Source organism: Lachnospiraceae bacterium oral taxon 500 (assembly GCA_002999035.1).
Classification (GTDB): domain Bacteria; phylum Bacillota; class Clostridia; order Lachnospirales; family Vallitaleaceae; genus W11650.
The window spans coordinates 1,359,836-1,379,710 of record CP027241.1 but is presented as its reverse complement, the minus strand read 5'-3'; the positions used below and the strand labels follow the sequence as shown (position 1 = coordinate 1,379,710).

Genomic DNA, 19,875 nt, shown 5'->3' with positions numbered 1-19,875 from the left:
TTCTGCCATAGTCTTTTTTGGCTCTATCCCGCTCAGAGAGCGGGTGCCCTGATCGAAACGCTTTGCGTTTCTGCCCGGGCGGGCGGTCTGCATGGACTCACTCTCGCAATTTGCTTCGCAAATCGCATTCCGTTCCTGCCCATGCAACGAGCCTAAAAAAGACTGTTCTGACGAACATGGGAAAGCTGAATTTTAATTAATAATCTGATAAATATAAATGGAGAAAGGTCCGGTATAAACCTGATTGGTAGATTCATACAGTCTTTCTACAAAGACTTCAAATCCGCCAAAATCCATCATTCTTCCACTTGTCGGAATAACCTCAAAGCCATAATACTTGTATTCGCCTTCCCCGCCTTCAAACGGTTTATAAGTGACGGGAATTTCATTTCCTTTATAATCAACCAATCTCAGCCCCTCGACCGATCCTACTTTACCATCCGTCGTAAGCCAAATGCTCTTGTCGCTGTAGGATTGACCGATCACCACAATCGGCTGCGCTTTAATCCTAACGCCTCTCCTGATTTCTTCATAGCTTTGCACCGGCTGAACCGGTTCCGGCTCATTTTTCGGCTGCTCTACCACCTGAACACCCTTCCACACCACTTCTTTATCAATCGGCGGGTTTTCAACCACGATCTCGGCCGGTTCCGGTTCTTTCACCTCGGGCAGCGGGATCTCCTTCTTTTCAAATGCGCTGAAATCAAGCTCTATCGTATCCGGATCATCCATAAACTTATGATAGGGCGAAGTCATATAACCCCAAATCTTTAAGCTGGCTTGTCTGGTCGGATAAACGTCGGGGTTCTTAAAGGTGACTTTAAATTCCTTGCCGCCCCAGCTTAAATCATAATCCACCTTGTCCTGCATCAGCCTGCCGTCGCTGTAAACCTCATGTCCTTCCGTGCCTTTTCTGTGACCATCCGGCGGCATGACATTAACACTCAAAGTTCCTTTAAAGCTCTTATTATTTAACACTTCCGCCTGCACAAATTTAATCGGGGTAAAGTCTTTAAATTCGGCTTTAATCGTTGCATCGGAAATTGCCGATCTGCCGTCGGACGCCTTTAGTCCTTTTATTTTACAGATAATGGTTTTCCCATGTAAATTTTGATTGGAGAACTTAAAACGAATACTATTGCCGCCCGGCGAAATATTATAGTTGGCGTCTTCAATTCTCCTGCCGTCCACCGTAAACTCAAAATTACTTTTACTCGGAAACGCAACCAAAGTATTAAACTGAACATTCAGCTCATCATAAAGGTATGTTTGAGCCGCGATCGGTTTTAAAGCCGGCGGCAGCTGAACCGGTTTGAACGTACTGCTGACCGCGATCGGTTTTGGCTGATCGGGAGTGGGATTAGGCTTGGGAGCAGGATTATTCCAATTTTCAAACTGAGTTTGACTGACCTTGTCCTGGTAGGTCTTTAAATCTTCCGTTCCCAAAATCATAGCGGTACTCCCATTTTTGGGGATGGCAACCGCGTTCATCATATAAATAAAGGCTTGCCCCCGGATAATTCCCTCCTGACCATCGCCCGTATCCAGAGTAATGCCCTGAGTTCTGGCTTTGGCCATAATATCTTCCTTGCTCCAATCGGCCGTATAGTCCAACGCCCTAAGCATATAAGTCGCCATAATCTTGCGATTGACCGGTTGGCCCACCCCAAACAGATTATTACCAATGCCATTGGTCAATCCTTTTTGATAGGCAAAATCCACATATTTGGCAGCCCAATGTGTTTTCGGAACATCGCTGAATTGGCCGTAGGCTTCAAAGGCCTGCGCCTCCTTTTCCAGCCCGAGCAGTCTGATCAATATCACAATCGCCTGCTCTCTGTTTAAAGGCTTGTCTTCTTCCAGTCCACTTTCCGTACCTTTGATAATATTCAGATCCTGCAAAATCTGACCCGACATTTTCTGATTTTTAACGGAATCAGGAATGGTTGCGGCTTGCACCGTCGTTGCGGCCAACCAGATAATGCATAATCCGAAAATTATACTTAACCTTTTTTTCATACACTCTACCTCCTTTTCGCTCATTTAAGCAACATCTGTCTCTCTTGTTTTCTGTATTTTACCACCGGAAACCCGGATTTTCTGTTTTGGGGTAAAGCCATCCTGATTTTTTTCTTCCGGCAATCCCCATCAAAAATGATATTATACCAAAAATAACCCTGTGTCAAGATTTGGCACAAAGCATATTTTTCAATTTCGTCCCCTTTTGAATAAAATTATAAACAAAACATTTATATCTTAACTCAACTTTCCCATGTTTGCCAGAACAGTCTTTTTTAGGCAGGTTGCCCGCCCGGGCAGAAGCACGCAGTGCTTCGACAGGGTAGACCGCCCGCACAGGCAGAAAGGCGGAGCCTTTCGACAGGGGAAAGTTGAGTATCTTAATAGTTCGATTGCACTAAAATTAAGCTATTTATGATGATTTATAATCGGCAACATTATCACCATATACGAAATCGTATTATATCCTATATGCGCAAGGATACAAGAAAATATGGAATCGGTATGATAATAAAGTAACCCTAAAATTATGCCGCATATAAATGAAGGTACTATTTGAGCGATATTAAAATGGAGTATTGAAAAAAATGCAGCAGATATTAGTAAGGCAATAATTTTTCCGTGATTTGTGGATAAACCGTCAAGCAAGAATCCTCTCATTAAAACTTCCTCAATAATAGGTCCGAGTATGCAAAAATCGAGAAAACTGACAATCGGCGAGCCCTTTATTAAGCCAATGACTTGTTGATAATTTTCTTTACTTGATGGAAATAAATCTTCAAATATGGGATCTAATCCCTTATCTAAAAGAAAATAAAATAATACAGAACACCCTAACGCTAATATAATTCCTTGAAGAGAGATATTTGAAAATAAATGAAGCTTGAAATTTGTTCTTGTCATTAACAGATTAAGAAATATCGCTGCACATAAAACAACAGTCATTAAGTTTAAAACCCCGCTATATTTAGGGGCAATCTTTCTCCATATCAAAACATCAAGAGCCGTATAAATAATCATAAACCCGACCCAAACAAGCACCCATAGAATGCCTTTTCCAATAGATATTTCATTATTCATCTAATCGGTCCTCCCAATAAAACTCTAACCGGAATTTTCAGTTTTTTAGTATATCATAAATTGCTAATTCTTTCCATAATAAAAAAGAATTAAGCAAAACACCTTGCACTCAATAGTGGTTAAGTGTTCTCCTTAATTCTATAACTCCTGCTACTCCCCAATAAATCCGGTAATTTCCTCAATCAGTTCCGGTGCGATCGGCAGGCTGTCGTCTTGGTAAACCGCCAAATATTTCCGCGAAAGAACCATGTTCCGATACACTTCATCTTTAGAAACCGCACTGTTTTTGAGCATATGCGTCATTTCCGGCAGCACCGCCAAACGGCTTTCCGGCACCGCCCGGTGCAGATTTTCGGCGTCAATCACCTGCACCTGCATATCATTACCGCCCTGCACGATCAAAATCGGGGCTTCTTTGAGCTTGGCTATCTCTTCGGCCGGCTCATACCGCATCCAGCTAATCAAATATGGCTGAACGGACGGCCGGAACAATGAGTTCAAAAGCAGCGGTACTTCGCTGACTGTGCGCCCCGCCTTTAATTCCGCTATAATCCGGCGGCTGTTTTCCACCAGTTCCGCTGGATTATTCGGATTGGCCGTAATCTGCTCCAGGGTGACTTCAGCAATGTTGCGGCCGGCTCCGGCCAAACAAATCAGCCCGTCCGCCGCCGCCTTTTGCAAAGCCAGCGTTCCCACCAGCGCCCCTTCGGAATGCCCCAGCACATAAACTTTGGAAAAACGCTGATCGGCTTTCATTTTTTGAAGCAAAGCTGCCGCATCGCCGACAAAATCCTCAATCACCATTTTATCCTCGTCTTTGACGGCATCAACGACCGAAGCAGATCGGGCAATCCCCCGCTTATCATAGCGGACGCAGGCAATGCCATGCTCCAGTAAATGCATCGCCGTATCCAAATAAATATTGGCAATGCCTTCCTTGGTCGCAGGGCCGGAGCCGCCGATAAAAAGCAGGGCCGGCACCGGAGCCGCACCCTCCGGCAGATTCAAAACCGCATGTAAACTCCCCTGCCCCGCCGGAATGGAATAATCAAGCTCCGCCTCGGTCACTGCTTGACGTTTGGCCGCCAATTCCGCTGCTCGCTCGGCGTTAGCTGATGTATTTTCCGCTTTCGGCTGGTTATCGTTTGACTCTGTCGAATTTTCGGCTTCTGAGGCCGGGTTTTCCGTTGTCTGCTCCCCGACTGCGTTTGGCGCCGCTTCCGGATTGTTATTTTTTTCGTTATCGGTTAAGTCGGTAGCATTTTCGACCATCTGTCCATCAGTAAAGAGCGCCGCCGGTAAGTTAGCCTTCAGCTTTTGCCACAGCGCCCGCGTCTGATCCGGATCTTGGTAGTTAAAGTACAACTGCCGGCTGTCTGCATCTTTTAGTTGAAAGCATAAATACGGACTGCTGTTTGGAAATAGATACAGCCGCACCGGACTTCCTTTTTGCAGAAAATTACCCCGCAAATAGCGGCTGGTAGCGCTGCCGACATTCTTATACAGCCTATTACCGGCAAATTTGTCCTCTATCAGCCGGATATTTTCTATCTGCTGGGCCGTCAATTCAACTGGATAGAGCGTTCGGGCAACGCTGACCTTGCCCGCACTCACCTGCATCACCGGCGGAATAAAGTCCTCAAACACCACAATCAGAAAAATCCCGGCCAATAGCGCAGTAAACAAAATTTTCGTTAATGTAAAAATTCGTCGTCCTTTGGCCAGACCAATATTGAGCGTACTGCCGATGCCGAAGGGTTTTTCCACCATCAATGCCGGATTATGAGGATTGCTGTAATAAAAGCCGTATATGCCGCAAAACTCATAATAATTATCCTCATCGGCCGCCGGTAAGCTGACCTGACTGAGCAGTTCCTTTTCCTGCGCCTGAATCCGGCGATGTGCCGCCAAAACCACCAGTACCGGCACCAGAGCCATGACCATGCAAATCACCAAAAAGTCCGTGCCCAACCGGCTCGGTTCTTCGATAAAGCGAAAATGAAAAATGACAAGCAAAAACATCTGTACCGTCTGCAAAAATGACAGCAGCAAATACGCGACCGACCACCAGCGGCGATATTCCTGATTGAGCGCCAAATTAACGCGGCTGTCGGCAGTGTACACCTTGGCCGGCGCGTGCGCGATAAAATAATGAATCCCGAAGCATAGCCCATGAATCAGCAAATTAACACCCAAGAGAACCAGCAGCATATTGCCCTGCCTTGCCTGCGGAAAAGCCCAAAAAATTGCAGCACTCCCCAACGCCGGCAAAGCAAACAGGATATTCGACGGCGTTTTTTTGTTTTTCAGTCGGCTGGTCATCAAATCCGCGTAAACTACCGGCTCTGTCGCCGCCGGACAGCTCCAGCCCCGTTCGGCCTTTAGCCGCAGCAGCTTTTGCCGGCAGCGCTGCAGCAGACTTGCGTATAAAGCCATCGGCGCTAAAAAGGAGGCATAGGCCAGCAGCATAAATAATATAACATAATCTGACGGTCTCGGCCAAAGGAAACCGGCGCTGAGGAGCCCCCCGACCAGCAGCAGCTTTAAAGTCAGGCTTTTTAAGTCCCGTCGATACATCTGAATGATCTGCTGCACATCCCCGTCCTTGTCAACCTCGGCCGGTATCGTCACCAGCAGCCGCATCCCCTGGCGGTTTCTATCCGCCGCCATAGCATAAGTATAATGGAACACGCCCACACTGGTCAGTATGCAAAAAATCAAACAAATAAATGCAATAATCATAATGCCACCTCCGAAAACTGTGAATAAATCCGCTCTGCCGCCGCCATAAAATCAGCCCGCGGTACGCCATGCAAAACAGTTTCTGCAATCAAAAGGCGCAGCTGCGGCTCTATTTTTTTCAAAAAATCAGGATCTGCCGCTTCCCGCTGCTTAACCAGCGTTCCTTTTTTTAAGTTTGTTTCCAGATACCCCTGGTGCTTTAGTTCGCCATAGGCCTTATTAACTGTCATCGGGTTAATGCCCAAATCCTCCGCCAGCTGTCGTACCGTCGGCAGCGGCTCGCCCGGTGCCACCTCGCCCCGGGCAAGGGCTTCCACGATTTGATTGCGCAGCTGGGTATAAATCGGAATTTCACTGTTTAAGTTTAAAGCAATCATCCCATTCTCCTTTCTGGCTGCTCTGGTGTTTCGGCTGCTTCGGCTACTTTATTCCGCCTGCCTTCATTAGCTCTTTGGTCTGCCGCTTTTATTTTTTGTTTCGCAATCAGGACATATTCCGCTGCCGCTTTGTATTATTTGTATTACATTATATAATACAAATAATACAAAGTCAAGCATACTTTTACAATTCCACGAACAACTTGCCTGGACAGCAATGAGCTAGTCGGTACTTTGCTAATTTTTTTTATAAAACTCTCGCATTTTATATAAAAATATGCTATAATATTTACAGTTGAATATACAGCTTTTGGCTCTGTTGTCAAAAACCGTTACCGCTTAGACAAGCTGTGTAAAAGAGATAAAAAATTTCAACCGATAAAGGATAGGGAACTATAAAAAATTCAAATAAGGAGAGTACGCTATGATTTTAAATCATTCTATTTTGGTATCCAAATATTCTTCTCGTTCTTGCTGCTTTCCCGCCGGGGAGGTAATCGCATGAGCTCCGCACCGCATTTAAAAAAATTAACACTGCTTCATTCCAATGATTTGCATGGTGATTTTTTAGCCGAACAGGTTGATGACAAACTGGTTGGCGGTGTTTCTATGCTGTCCGGCTATATCAATCAAGTCCGGCAATCGGAGCAAAATGTAATCTATGCCATTGCCGGGGATATGTTCCGCGGCTCAATCATTGACTCCGAATACAAAGGAATTTCTACCATTGAAATTATGAACGCCTTAGCACCCGACATTGTTACCATCGGCAACCATGAACTGGATTACGGCATCCCGCATTTGCTTTTTATTGAAAAATGTGCCCAGTTTCCGATTATCAACGCCAATCTGTTTATCAAAACCAATCATGCCCGCCTGTTTTCGCCTTATTACATCATGGAAATCGACGGCATGAAAATCCTTTTTATCGGCATCATCACTAACGCCGTTTTAGCACAGGCCAAACAGGATCACCTGATCGGCTCCTTTATCGGAATTGAAGAAGCGGCACAGGAAGTCGGCCGAATCTGCAACACCTATAATCGAATCGACATTGATTTTACCGTTCTCTTAACTCATATCGGCTTTGAGGCCGATAAGGAGCTGGCTGCACTACTGCGGCCGGAATGGGGCGTTGATTTGATTATCGGCGGCCACTCCCATACCTTAATGGATCAGCCCTATACTGTTGCCGGTATCCCGATTGCCCAGGCCGGGGTCGGTACCGACCAAATCGGGCGGTTTGACATCATTGTCAACACCGATACCAACAGCATTGAAAGCTACCAGTGGCAGTGCATTCCGATTGACAACCGGCACTGTCCGGTAGACGAACAGATGGAACACCTGATTCGCAAATACAAGGATGTAACCGACCAGAAATACGCCCGCATTGTCACCCGTTTCAGCCGTCCTTTAACGCATCCGCAGCGCAATACCGAAACGGCGCTGGGAAATCTGTTTGCCGATATTTTTAAAAACAGCCTGGGCGTAGACATTATGCTGCTCGGTTCCGGCAGCATCCGCGGCACAAAGTTAGGTCCGATTGTTGAATACGGCGGTTTAGCCGAGATTTTCCCCTATGACGACGGTGTTTATATGCTGAAAGTGGACGGCCGAACCTTCCGCCAAATGATGCTTTATATGCTGCGCGACGATGCTTTTTTGGACAAGACTGAGTTTTATCAGTTATCGCATGAATTAAAGCTCACCTATTCCCGTTCCCGCAAGGAAATAGTCAGCCTGACTTATCAGGGCAAGGAAATGGCTAATGATGACATTTTCACGGTTGGTCTGCAAAATTATCATTATTGCAATTTGGAAAGCTTTTTTGGCGTCAGTTTTGATCATATCAAAACTTTTGCTATCCCCAAGGTAATTTCCACTTCCTGTCTGGATATCCTGGAGGAATATTTAAGCTCTCACAAAGCGATCCGTCAGGATGTTGAAGGCCGGGTAACTATTTTGGATTAAATCGTTTCTAATCAGCTTTGACACGGATTTTCCTGCACCAGCTGAGGTAATAAGCAATTATTTTAGGAGGAGAGAATTATGGGATTATTTGAAAAAAAATACTGCGAGCTATGTAACAACAGTGTAAATTTATTAACCAGGTTAAAGCTGTCCGATGGCTTTCTTTGCTCGGCCTGCCGCAAAAAATTAAGTTCCTTCTCTTCTAATTGGGGAAGACGTACCATTGACGACGTGAAACAACACTTAGCTGCCCGGGAACAAAACCGGCAAAAGTTTGCTCAATTTCAAAGAACTGCCGGCGCCGGCCCCAATTCCGAATTGGTAGTGGATGCCAATCATCGCTGGTTTTACTTTGCCTACGGCGCAGATTATCGGGAACAGAACCCGGAAGTTTTCAACTTTGACCAACTGGTTGATTTTTATATCACGGAAGACTATGAATTTGTCAGTTCCCGTGATTCCGACGGCGATGGTGTACCTGACAGCAAAGACGCTGTTGACAACCGGACCGGACAGGTTAATCAAGCCCGTGCCCGGCAAATCGCTCAACAGACCCTTAACGCCAATGCTCTTAATTTATCGCCGCAGCTGCAGATGTATGTCCGGCGGGAGTCCAACGCCTATGACAGCAATACCGGCCAGTTAAAACCGATTAGCGGATTAAACCTTTATTTTAAGGTAAATCACCCCTATATTGATGAGATTAGAATTGATGTCAATACCTCTGACTATAACCTGATGCAGACTTATCAGCAAGCCGCACAGGTCATGCAGTTGTGCGAACAAATTCGCGGCGGCAATCCGGCGATGGGACAAATGGGCATGCAAGCGGGTATGGTTCAGCCCGGTATGGCTTATCAGGCCGGCATGGTTCAACCCGGCATGGCTTATCAGACCGGTATGGTCCAGCCCGGTATGGTTCAGCCCGGTATGGTCCAGCCCGGTATGGTTCAGCCCGGTATGGTTCAACCCGGTATGGTTCAACCCGGCATGGTTCAGCCCGGTATGGTTCAACCCGGTATGGTCCAGCCCGGTATGGTCCAGCCCGGCATGGTCCAGCCCGGTATGGTCCAGCCCGGTATGGTTCAGCCCGGTATGGTTCAGCCCGGTATGGTTCAGCCCGGCATGGTGCAGCCCGGTATGGGCTATCAGCAAGCCGGAATGGGCTATCAACAAGCCGGAATGGCAGCCGCTTGTCCTTTCTGCGGCGCCGTTAATTCCACCGGTTCTCTGGTCTGCCCCTCCTGCGGCGGAGCAATGCAGAGATAACAGAATCTAAACTTATATCATTCCAAAAAACCGCGGTCATGCCTAACTGGTGACCGCGGTTTTTGATTGAAAATTAACTTATTGTAATTTGTTCTGAAATTTTAAATGCATTCTTGGTAATTTTTTCTAAAATTAGATGAAAAATCCTATTTGCTATTGAATTCCGGGTTGAAACGTGTTATTTTATTTTTAGAAAGAAATGATAGCGCTATCATTTTGGGAAAGGAAGTGATTCAGTGTCAACTTTAAAGGCGGTTGCCGATTTAGCCGGAGTTTCTCCTATTACCGTATCAAGAGTGATCAATAATCCGAATCTTGTCAAAGAAAAAACCCGGCTGCGCATTGAAACAGCCATGGCTCAGTTACGCTATTCTCCTCATTTAGCCGCCAAAAACTTAGCTGCCAGCCGTTCCGGAATTATTGACGTTTTCATTCCAGAAAGCATTGACTTGTCTAATCCTTTTGTTATGCACCTAATTGCCGGTGTAAGCAAAGTATTAAGTGAACATTATTATTCGTTTTTAATTTTGCGGAATAGAAAAAAAGAGCATCTCTGTGACGGATACATCGTCACAGGTCTGCTAAAAAATGAAATTAAAGAATTTGCGCAATACGCCCAAGAGCGCTGCCGTCCGGTTGTCCTTTTCGGCCACACGTCTCTGCCGGATATTGATTGCATCGACGTTGATAATATCGCCGGAGGGCAGTCCGGAACCCAGCATTTAATTGACCAGGGGCATAAAAAAATTGCTATGATTAATGTTTTAGAGAATAAGGATTATACTGCCGACCGTTTGGATGGTTATAAACAAGCTTTACAGCAGTCCGGCCTAGCTTATGATCCAAGTTTGGTTTTTTACACCGTCAACAGTGTTGAAGGCGGAGAAAGCATCGCTGCCGAATTGATTCAAAATCGGGATATTTCCGCTGTTTTCTGTGCAACTGATACCATTGCTATCGGTGTTGCTTCTAAATTAAAGATGTTGGGCTATTCCATTCCGAAAGACTTTTCCTTAGTCGGCTATGACGGTTTGGGTCATCAAATGTTGGCTAAGCCGCAGTTAACCACTATTCATCAACCAATTTACAATCTTGGTATGATGCTGGCGGAATCTCTGCTTGAGCGGCTTAACGGCCGAACAAAAATCATCAAAAAAACCGTTCCGCCCAAATTGCTTTTGGGTAATTCGGTTCAGTTTATCAAAAAGCAAATCTAAGGAGGTAAAACAATGAGTGAAAAATTATTGGCAAGCGTTCTGGCACTGATTATTGGCTTCTCTTTGACTTCCTGTACCACCACTAATACTCCGCCCGCCGCCCCAGACTCAAAGAACACCGAAAAAACGGCACCTGACAATAATCCTGCCGTTTCTCCGACTGCCGAAGAAAACTCTGCCGCTTTATCCGGTAACTTAGAAGTTTGGTCATCCGGTGAGGAATTAAATCGTTTCGTGGAAGGATTCAATAAAATCTATCCCAACATCACTGTAAATATTACTGTCGTTCCTAACTCTGACTTTATTGCTAAATTAACTCCTACCTTGGCCAACGGCCAAGGAGCACCTGATATTTTTACAGGGGAATCTGATTATGTTAAGTACTTGGTAGAATCCGGTTTTTGGGATAATCTTCGCGCAGCGCCTTATCAGGCCGAAACCGCCGACGTATGGGATTATATCATCAGCGTCGGTACCGACAGCGGTAATACCCTGCGAGCTCTCAGCTGGCAAGCCAGCCCCGGCTCAATTATGTATCGCCGAGATATGGCTGAAGAAGTTTTGGGAACGGATGATCCGGAAAAAGTAGGAGCTATGTTATCCAGTAACGCAGCCATGCTGGAAATTGCTGCTAAATTGAAAGAAAAGAACATCAAAATGTTTGCCAGTTGGCAAGATATCATGAATATGCAGTTTTCCAACCGCAAACAGCCTTGGATCAAAGATAACAAGCTGGTGCTCGATGAATCCATGCTGAATTTTATGGATATGGCTAAAACAATCACTAAAAAAGGGTATGATTTGGGCGTTGATCCTTGGTCGCCGGAATGGATTGCCGCTGTAGAAAGCACCGATACTTTCTGCTATGTTCTGCCCTCTTGGGGATATCAATTCGTCATAAAACCAGGAGCCGATACTACCAAAGGAAAATGGGCAATGTGCCAAGGTCCGGTTCCCTATGTAAAAGGAGGTACTTGGCTTGGAATCTATAAAGACAGCCCGAATAAAGATTTGGCTTGGGCATTTTTAAAATATTGCTGCTTGGACAGCGACGTTCTTCAAGCTTATGGTGCCAAATCCGGAGAATATATTTCCTCTAAATCGGCTGACAGCGCTCTGGCTGCCGGTGACGGCGAGGAAGTTTTAGGCGGACAAAATCCCTTTGCTTTTTATAACGAACAAATGCAAAAACTACCCGCCGATTTGATGACCGGCTATGACGGAACAATTAATAATGCTTTTTTGTCGGCAACAAAAGACTATGCTACCGGAGTCTTGAGTAAAGAAGAGGCGATTTCTCAGTTTAAAAAGGATGTTGCCAATGCCTACCCTGATGTAATCATCCAATAGCTTGGTTTTATCCCTTGCAATAGCTAGTGTTTGCCAGTTTCTTGTTTCTAAAATCAAGCAACTGGCAAACCTATCATTTTCATTCCAGAGGTATAACATGAAAAAGACAAAAAAAATAAGTTATCAACGAAAGATTAATCGAAATGCTTATTTCTTTATTGCGCCTTTTTTCTGGTTTTTCTTGTTTTCAGCCTGTATCCGATTTTATATACATTTATTTTAAGTTTTTACAAATGGGACGGTTTATCACCAGCCCGGCAACTTGGCTGGAAAAATTTTGAGCGCTTGATTGGTGACGAAATTTTCTATCTTTCCCTTTGGAACTCTTTTCGAATTTGGATTTTTAATTTTATTCCGCAAATGCTGACCGCTTTAATTCTTTCGGCAATTTTTACTTTTTATAAAGTAAAGGGTATGCGCTTTTTCCGAGCCGCTTTTTATTTGCCTAATTTAATTACCGCCGCTTCGGTCGGACTTTTATTCAATCTCTTGTTTGACGGCAATAAATCCGTTGTAAACTATATTTTAGTTTCCCTGAAAATACCCGGAGCACCCTTCCCTTTTTTTCGCAGTGAGCTTTTTACCTCCGGTTTGGTTTCTTATATCCAGTGGTGGATGTGGTTCGGCTACACCACTATCCTCGTTATGGCCGGCATCACGACCATTGATCCCCGTATCTATGATGCCGCTATGGTTGATGGTTCCAGTCGTCTGCAAACTTATTTTTATATTACTCTCCCTTTGATTCAGCCAACACTTTTGTATTTGACAGTTACCTCCGTTATCGGCGGCATGCAGTTGTTTGACGTACCCGCAACCCTCTCCAACGGCAGCGGTGACCCGCGCAAAGCAGTACTGACTACTTCGATGTACTTATATAACCAAGGCTTTAAAAATCATAACTATGGTTACGCCGCGGTCATTTCCGTCGGTTTATTTATCATTATTGCTCTGCTTAGTTTCTTTTCTTTTCAAGTTATGCGAAAGCGAGGAACGCTTAAACCATGAGACAAAAAGTATTTTCTTTTTCCACAATTTTCATTTATAGTCTTTTACTGATCCTGCTGCTAATTTCCGCAATTCCTTTTTATCTGGTAATGATCAACGCCACCCATTCTAGTTTTGATATTGTCACAAAGTTAAATCTTTTACCCGGAGTTTTTTCACTTGAAAATTACCGAACCATGCAGTCCCTTGTCAATATTTGGCAGGGTTTTGCCAACAGTATTCTTATTACCGTCCCCTATACCTTATTTACCGCTTACTTTGGGTCTTTAACCGCTCTGGCCTTTGCTAAATACCGTTTTTCCGGCAAACGTTTTTTATTTGCGATTGTCCTGATTTCAATGATGATTCCTGTTCAAGTAACTGTCATTGGTTTTTATCAGCTGAACTTAACACTTGGTCTTTTAAACTCTTATCTGCCGTTTATCTTACCGGGTATGGCCAGTGCCGTCACGGTCTTTTTTCTGCGGGGAATCATTGAACAAAGCATTCCCGATTCCCTGCTGGAATCTGCTCGAATGGAAGGCTGCTCTGAGTTTTACATTTTTAATCATATTGTCTTGCCCTGCATTACCCCAGGTGTTGCCGCCATGTGTATTTTTAATTTTGTTTCCTGCTGGAACAACTATATCGGCCCTTTGATTATTATGACTAATAAAGCTCTTTACCCTCTTCCGGTCATGATTGCTATGATCAAGGGCCTTTATCTCAGCAATTACGGAGCAATGTATCTGGCAATTGCTATTAGTATTTTTCCTGTTATTGTTTTGTTCTGTTTCTTTTCTAATTATATCATCAATGGACTGACCGTTGGTTCTGACAAATAAGGAGCATTTATGAAAGAAATCATCTGGAAATGGTCAAATTCATCCACTCACTGGGGCACGAAGCAACCGGGATGTACTACTGGCCGCTGTGATGCCGAATTATCCGTCACCAGCCAAACCTACCAAAAAATGTATGGTTTCGGCGCATGTTTTAACGAACTGGGCTGGCAGGCTCTCAGTTATTTATCCGAAAGCTCAAAGAAAGCATTATTTTCCGAACTTTTTGCCCCCGACGGCAACGGCGCTAAGCTCAATATTTGCCGTCTGCCAATCGGTGCCAATGACTATTCTTTTAATTGGTATAGTCTGGACGAAACTCCAAATGATTATGATTTAAGCCATTTTTCAATTAAACAAGACCAACAGGCATTAATCCCTTATATTCAATCGGCACTGACTCAAAATCCTGATCTAAAGCTGATGGCCTCTCCTTGGAGCCCTCCCACTTGGATGAAGTATCCACCTGTATATAATTGGGGTAAATTAATCTGGCAACCGGAAATTTTAACTTCCTATGCCGACTATTTAATTCAGTTTTTAAAATGCTATGCTCAAAATCATATCTTTGTTACTCAGCTTCATGTTCAAAATGAACCCGTCGCTAACCAAAAGTTTCCTTCCTGTATGTGGACCGGCGAAGAACTGCGAGATTTTATTCGGGATTATCTGGGCCCTGCTTTAAGAAGTTCCTGCCCGGAGGTTGAGCTTTGGTTGGGGACGATTAATGCTCCCGGCTGTGATTTTAATCGGTTAATCTTTGATAAATGGGCAACTGAAGATTATGACTTTTTTGCACATACCGTTCTGTCCGATCCCAAAGCCCTTTCTTATATTTCCGGTGTTAGTTACCAATGGGGAGGAAAAATTGCCATCCAACGCACCTTTGAAAGCTGGTATCCTCAAATCCGGCTGATGCAGTCCGAGAATGAATGCGGATTCGGTGACAATACTTGGGAATATGCCCGTTATGTTTGGACTATGCTCAAGCATTATATCGGCAACGGAGCAGAAAGCTACCTTTACTGGAACCTTGTGCTTAAACCGGGAGGTGTCAGTACTTGGGGCGACCCCCAAAATGCTATGATTACCATTGAACCCTCGACAAAAAAAGTGATTTTCAATCCAGACTACTATGTTATGAAACATTTTTCCGCTTATATCCAGCGGGGCGCTATCCGGCTGGGTATTAACGGGAATTTCTCCGGAAACGCTTTGGTCTTTGAAAACCCTGATAAAAGCTTAATTTTAGAGTTATATAATCCCTTTTCTAAGATATTTTCGGTAAAGTTCCAGCACGGAACAGAATCCTATGTATTTGACTTGGAACCTCAATCCATAAACAGTATCCTTTTACCCTATTAAAGCAAAGCAGGTAATCCTATGAAAGCAACGCAAATTAGTACTTTATTCAACAATACGGCTGTTTTTCTCAATAGTAAGCATATCCCCGTTCAGCCCGATACCGGTCAAGAACGAAATCTGCTTAACCTCTACCCCCATATCCAGTACCAGAGTATTGACTCCTTTGGCGGAGCCATCACCGATGCCGTTGCCGCCACTCTGGAAAAAATGCCAAAGCAACTAGCTCGGGAGGTGATGGATGCTTACTTTGGCCCAGATGGAATTGGTTACCAGAGCATCCGGACTCATATTGACAGCTGCGATTTTTCTACCGAACAATACGCTGCTGTCAATGATCCCCTCGACCATGATTTCCGGCACTTTTCTCTGGAACATGATCTCCGGCGAAATATCCGCTGGATTAAAGAGGCCTATCGTTCCGCCGGAAAACCATTGCCGGTTATTTTAACGCCTTGGTCACCACCGGCATTTATGAAAACTAACCACAGCCGCATAGGCGGTGGACACTTAAAAAAAGAATATTATGCCGCTTGGGCTCATTACTTGTGCCGTTATATTCAGTCCTATCAGGAGCAGGAAATTCAAGTACAGGCTCTTACTATCCAAAACGAGCCAAATGCCGTCCAAACTTGGGACAGTTGTTTATTCAGTGCCGAAGAAGAAAGACTTTTTCTTCTGGACTACCTATATCCCTGCCTGATTAAAAATCATTTGGAACATATTGAGATTTATATTTGGGATCACAATAAAGAACGGCTTTTTGATCGGGCAGAAGCTGTCTTAACCGAGCAAGCGCTGCCAATTGTGACCGGCGCCGCCTTCCACTGGTACAGCGGCGACCATTTTGATGCTTTGCGCTTGGTTCGGGAACATTTTCCCGGCATTAAGCTGATATCTTCAGAAAGTTGCATTGAATACAGCCGTTTTGATGCCAATCAGTTAAAACATGCTCAGCTCTACGGTCATGACATGATTGGGAACCTTGCAGCCGGAATGAATATGTTTTTAGATTGGAATATTTGTCTTGACGAACACGGTGGACCAAATTATGTCGGTAACTACTGCCATGCCCCTGTAATTTGTCATGTTCAGGAGCAACGCTTATCTTATCAGCTCTCCTTTCATTATATTTCGCATTTTAGCCGCTTTATTCAGCCTTTTGCCCGGCGAATTGCCTCAACAGTTTACACGGATGTGTTAGAACAAGTTGCTTTTCAAAACCCCGACCAAAGCATCGTTATTGTGATCCAAAATCAAAGCAAAGAAGCTCTTCCTCTAACCATCCGCATCAACGGCCAGCTTCTTTCCGTTTCTATTTTGGCCGAATCTATAACGACAGTTGCATTAGCGTAGCTTCATCTTTTGGCAAACATAACTTTGTTTTGGGTAAGACAACCGCTATTCATTTTTTATATTGCTTTTTCAGAAAAATATAAAAATTTTAAACTCTGTTTCTTAATTTTCTCTATAGTTCAGGCCGCAGATATTTCTGACTGATACGACCGGAAAACTTGTTTTAACCGGAAATATCAATCAGAAATATCTATTTGTTTAACGCAGCACTTGTAATTCTTCGACATTTCGAAGCATTACAACCGGGTTGCCTGAACTCTGATGTGTAAACTGTGGATAACTCCCCATTTATCCACAAACTGATTTTTCTAAATTCAGTCTACAAAAGAAGAGAAGAAAACCTTTAATTTTAAAGCTTTCTTCTCTTTTTCTTGTTTTCTGTATTTTCTTTCTATTTCGCCCCCCAACCATATGTTGTGGATAAGTTCAGACAAGCGGATAGTTATATAGGATACTGCTCGGGAAAGCTTGCTTTCACTGGCAGTATCCTATATAACTATCCATTTGCGGGACGCAAACATGAGCAATTCGCCGCAGGTGAATTGCGAATGGCTTGTCTGAACTGATATTACAGCAAAAAGTTATGCTTGATATGCCGGGAGAGCTTGCTCGCCAAAGGCATATTAAGCTTAAATGCCTATTTGCGTGAGCAAATACACGGATAATTCGCTGCAAGCGAATTATCCGTGCTGCTTGTCTGAACTGTTGAAATTTAGGAACAAGACTATGTTTATGCTTGATATGCCGGAGAGCTTGCTCTCCAAAAGTATATCAAGCATAACTATCCATTTGCGGGACATACTGATAATTCCCTTACAGTGAATTATCAGCGGCTTGTCTGAACTGTTATCCCTGTAAACCTATTTCCCCAGCCCGGCCAAAAGTTCCGCCGCCGCGGCCTCATCTAAAAAGAAGGTAACATTGCGGTGAAGCTGCAAGGCCGATGCCGGCACCTGCGGCGTAATTTCACCCAGAATCGTCTGCGCAATAATTCCGGCCTTACCCTGTCCGCTGGCTAAGAGCATAATTTGCTTCGCCTGCATGATAGTAGCAATCCCCATTGACACCGCTTTTTTCGGTACATCATCAATCGAAGCGAAAAACCGGGAATTAGCCTCGATCGTGCTGGCGGTCAGGTCAACCAGACCCGTTCCCTTGGCAAAGACATCCGCCGGTTCATTAAAGCCAATATGCCCATTGTTGCCGATACCCAGCACCTGCAAATCGACGCCGCCCAGCTCATAGAGCCGGTCGTCATACTCAGCCGCTGATTTCTCGACATCTTTTGCTTCGCCGCTCGGCACATGGGTGTTTTCCGGTCGGATATTGATATGCCGGAACAAGTTTTCCCGCATGAAATAATGATAGCTTTGGTCATTATCATGGTTGATCGGATAATATTCGTCCAAGTTATAGCTGACGGTCTGGGCAAAATCAACCTCGCCCCGCTGATAAGCCTTGACCAGCTCCTGATACATGCCGATTGGCGTGCTGCCGGTGGCTAAGCCCAAAACGGCCGCCGGTTTGGCTTTCACCGTTTGCAGCACAAGTCCGGCCGCTGCTCGGCTCATGGCCGCGTAATCTTTTTCCACATAGACTGTCATTCCCCTATAATTAAGCTTCATACTTCACTTCTCCTCTGGCAATTGTCTTTAATACTTTGATTTTATCATCTAGCAGCACGATATCGGCGTCTTTCCCGACTTCCAAACTCCCCTTGCGATCCTGCACACCGATATAAGTGGCCGGTGTCAACGTCGCCAGCGGAATCACTTTTTCTAAACCGATGGTCGTACTTTCACTGAAATTGCGAACTGCATCATTCAGCTTCAGCACGCTGCCGGCCAAAGTACCATCAATCAAAAGGCAGCGCCCGTCCTTAATAATAACCTCTTGTCCGCCCAAATCATAATTGCCCTCGGCCATCCCCGCACCGCGCATGGCATCGGTAATCAAAATCAGGCGGCTTACGCCCTTTTGCTTATAAATCAGTTCAAAAATTCCCTTATGAACATGAATCGTATCGGCAATCAGTTCCGTATAAATGTCTTCCGTCAGCCCTGCCGTCACCACGCCGGGTGCACGGTGCTGGAGCGGAGTCATAGCGTTAAATAAATGCGTCATCCCTTTCGCGCCCTTTTGCACGGCTGTTTTGGCAGTATCATAATCGGCATCGGTATGACCGATCGAAAAGCAGAACCGATCGGCGTATTTTTCAATAAAAGCCATATTATCCGGCATTTCCGGCGCAATGGTAATGACCTTGACCAAATCCTCATAACCCTCAATTACCCGAATATCCGCCGGAATAATGTCCTCGCCCCGCTGCGCGCCTTTTTTCTTAGGGTTGATAAATGGCCCTTCCAAATGCACGCCCACAATCTCCGCTCCCTGCCGGGACAAAGCGGCGTCCTCAGTATATTTTCTGACCGCCGCCAAAGCACTGCGAATCAGCGGCACGCCCATGGTCATGGTCGTCGCCAAAAAAGAAGTCACGCCGTTGGCCGTCAGCCCCTTGGCCATGACGCTCAGCGATTCTGTTTTCCCGTCCATTACGTCCGCGCCGTTAAAGCCGTGAATATGGACATCGACAAAGCCCGGCGTGACATATGCACCGCCCGCATCAATAATCTGATCCGCCTTGCCGTCCCAGTCCGCCCGGTCGATAATTTGCTGAATCGTTTCCTCAAAAAGAATGACCTTATCTTCCGCAAAATGCGAGTCAAGATAAACTTTTCCGTTAATGACTGCTTTCATTTCTTCTTCCCTTTCTGATAATTCGTCTTACCCCAGATGCCTCCGTAAAAGCCCTATCTTCCCATTTTCTCTGCCACCGCAAAAGCAGGGCTTGCCATTTAAAGGATCTCCGTTACCTCATAACCCACTTCGGCAATCGCATCCTTTAAGGCCTGCTCACTGACCTGTCCGTCCATTTCCACAATGGCGTTGGCCTTATCCAAGTCAACCTGAACCGCCGTTACTCCGGCTACCTCCTGCAAGGCGTTTTTCGCATGCATCACGCAGTGCTGGCAGGACATTCCTTTGATCTTTAATTCTTTCGTCATGATTAGCTCCTTTCTTGCTAACCAGCTCAGGCAAGCCGGTAGTGATGTTCGCTATGCCGGGGAGAGCTTGCTCTCAATCGGCACAGCAGACATAACTATCTACTTGCTTAACGCCTGAACTGGTATATTAGTTTATAGTTTACTCAACTTTCCCATGTTCGTCAGAACAGTCTTTTTTAGGCTCGTCGCATGGGCAGGAACGGAATGCGATTTGCGAAGAAAATCGCGAGAGTGG

At 45.0% G+C, this 19,875-nt stretch carries 15 protein-coding genes; 8 read left to right on the top strand and 7 right to left on the bottom strand.

All coding sequences use genetic code 11. The features are described 5' to 3' along the window. Positions 1-192: 192 nt before the first annotated feature. The 4 genes from C3V36_06290 to C3V36_06275 form a co-directional block, all read right to left on the bottom strand. Positions 193-2,043, bottom strand: coding sequence for a hypothetical protein (locus C3V36_06290; protein AVM68879.1), 1,851 nt, complete (start codon positions 2,041-2,043; stop codon positions 193-195). 384 nt (positions 2,044-2,427) lie between these two features. Beyond that, complete coding sequence (locus C3V36_06285) at positions 2,428-3,099, bottom strand: CPBP family intramembrane metalloprotease (protein AVM68878.1); 672 nt, start codon at positions 3,097-3,099, stop codon at positions 2,428-2,430. 150 nt (positions 3,100-3,249) lie between these two features. Further along, positions 3,250-5,841: a hypothetical protein gene (locus tag C3V36_06280; protein AVM68877.1), complete on the bottom strand. Its 2,592-nt coding sequence runs from the start codon at positions 5,839-5,841 to the stop codon at positions 3,250-3,252. Further along, entirely contained in the window at positions 5,838-6,218 is a 381-nt protein-coding gene (locus tag C3V36_06275) for a GntR family transcriptional regulator (protein ID AVM68876.1), read from the bottom strand. Before C3V36_06275 ends, C3V36_06280 begins: the two co-directional genes overlap by 4 nt. 501 nt (positions 6,219-6,719) lie before the next feature. On the opposite strand from C3V36_06275, the gene C3V36_06270 reads away from it, so the two are divergent. The 8 genes from C3V36_06270 (at position 6,720) to C3V36_06235 (ending at position 16,575) form a co-directional block, all read left to right on the top strand. Then, positions 6,720-8,192 (top strand): bifunctional metallophosphatase/5'-nucleotidase, encoded by a 1,473-nt coding sequence (locus C3V36_06270; GenBank protein AVM68875.1) that lies wholly within the window; start codon positions 6,720-6,722, stop codon positions 8,190-8,192. Between the two features lie 78 nt (positions 8,193-8,270). After that, on the top strand, positions 8,271-9,461 hold the full coding sequence (locus tag C3V36_06265; GenBank protein ID AVM68874.1) for a hypothetical protein: 1,191 nt from the start codon (positions 8,271-8,273) through the stop codon (positions 9,459-9,461). A 236-nt stretch (positions 9,462-9,697) separates the two neighbouring features. Next, positions 9,698-10,678, top strand: coding sequence for a LacI family transcriptional regulator (locus C3V36_06260; GenBank protein ID AVM68873.1), 981 nt, complete (start codon positions 9,698-9,700; stop codon positions 10,676-10,678). 12 nt (positions 10,679-10,690) lie between these two features. Then, positions 10,691-12,028, top strand: a complete 1,338-nt coding sequence (locus C3V36_06255; protein ID AVM68872.1) for a sugar ABC transporter substrate-binding protein — start codon at positions 10,691-10,693, stop codon at positions 12,026-12,028. Between the two features lie 171 nt (positions 12,029-12,199). Next, positions 12,200-13,036 carry a sugar ABC transporter permease gene (locus tag C3V36_06250; GenBank protein ID AVM68871.1) on the top strand — a complete coding sequence of 279 codons (837 nt, stop codon included), beginning with the start codon at positions 12,200-12,202 and terminating at the stop codon, positions 13,034-13,036. Continuing rightward, positions 13,033-13,860 (top strand): sugar ABC transporter permease, encoded by an 828-nt coding sequence (locus C3V36_06245; protein AVM68870.1) that lies wholly within the window; start codon positions 13,033-13,035, stop codon positions 13,858-13,860. The genes C3V36_06250 and C3V36_06245 overlap by 4 nt, the downstream gene beginning before the upstream one ends. A 9-nt stretch (positions 13,861-13,869) precedes the next feature. Continuing rightward, entirely contained in the window at positions 13,870-15,222 is a 1,353-nt protein-coding gene (locus tag C3V36_06240; GenBank protein AVM68869.1) for a glycosyl hydrolase, read from the top strand. An 18-nt stretch (positions 15,223-15,240) separates the two neighbouring features. Then, positions 15,241-16,575, top strand: a complete 1,335-nt coding sequence (locus tag C3V36_06235) for a glucosylceramidase (protein AVM68868.1) — start codon at positions 15,241-15,243, stop codon at positions 16,573-16,575. Between the two features lie 860 nt (positions 16,576-17,435). On the opposite strand, the gene nagB is transcribed toward C3V36_06235, so the two are convergent. The 3 genes from nagB to C3V36_06220 all read right to left on the bottom strand — a co-directional run bounded on the left by nagB (position 17,436) and on the right by C3V36_06220 (position 19,640). After that, positions 17,436-18,179, bottom strand: coding sequence for a glucosamine-6-phosphate deaminase (gene nagB / locus C3V36_06230; protein AVM70461.1), 744 nt, complete (start codon positions 18,177-18,179; stop codon positions 17,436-17,438). A gap of 10 nt (positions 18,180-18,189) precedes the next feature. Continuing rightward, the gene (gene nagA, locus C3V36_06225; protein ID AVM68867.1) at positions 18,190-19,332 is read right to left on the bottom strand and encodes an N-acetylglucosamine-6-phosphate deacetylase; all 1,143 of its coding nucleotides are present in this window, start codon (positions 19,330-19,332) and stop codon (positions 18,190-18,192) included. Between the two features lie 98 nt (positions 19,333-19,430). Next, positions 19,431-19,640 carry a heavy metal transport/detoxification protein gene (locus tag C3V36_06220; GenBank protein ID AVM68866.1) on the bottom strand — a complete coding sequence of 70 codons (210 nt, stop codon included), beginning with the start codon at positions 19,638-19,640 and terminating at the stop codon, positions 19,431-19,433. Positions 19,641-19,875 lie beyond the last annotated feature (235 nt).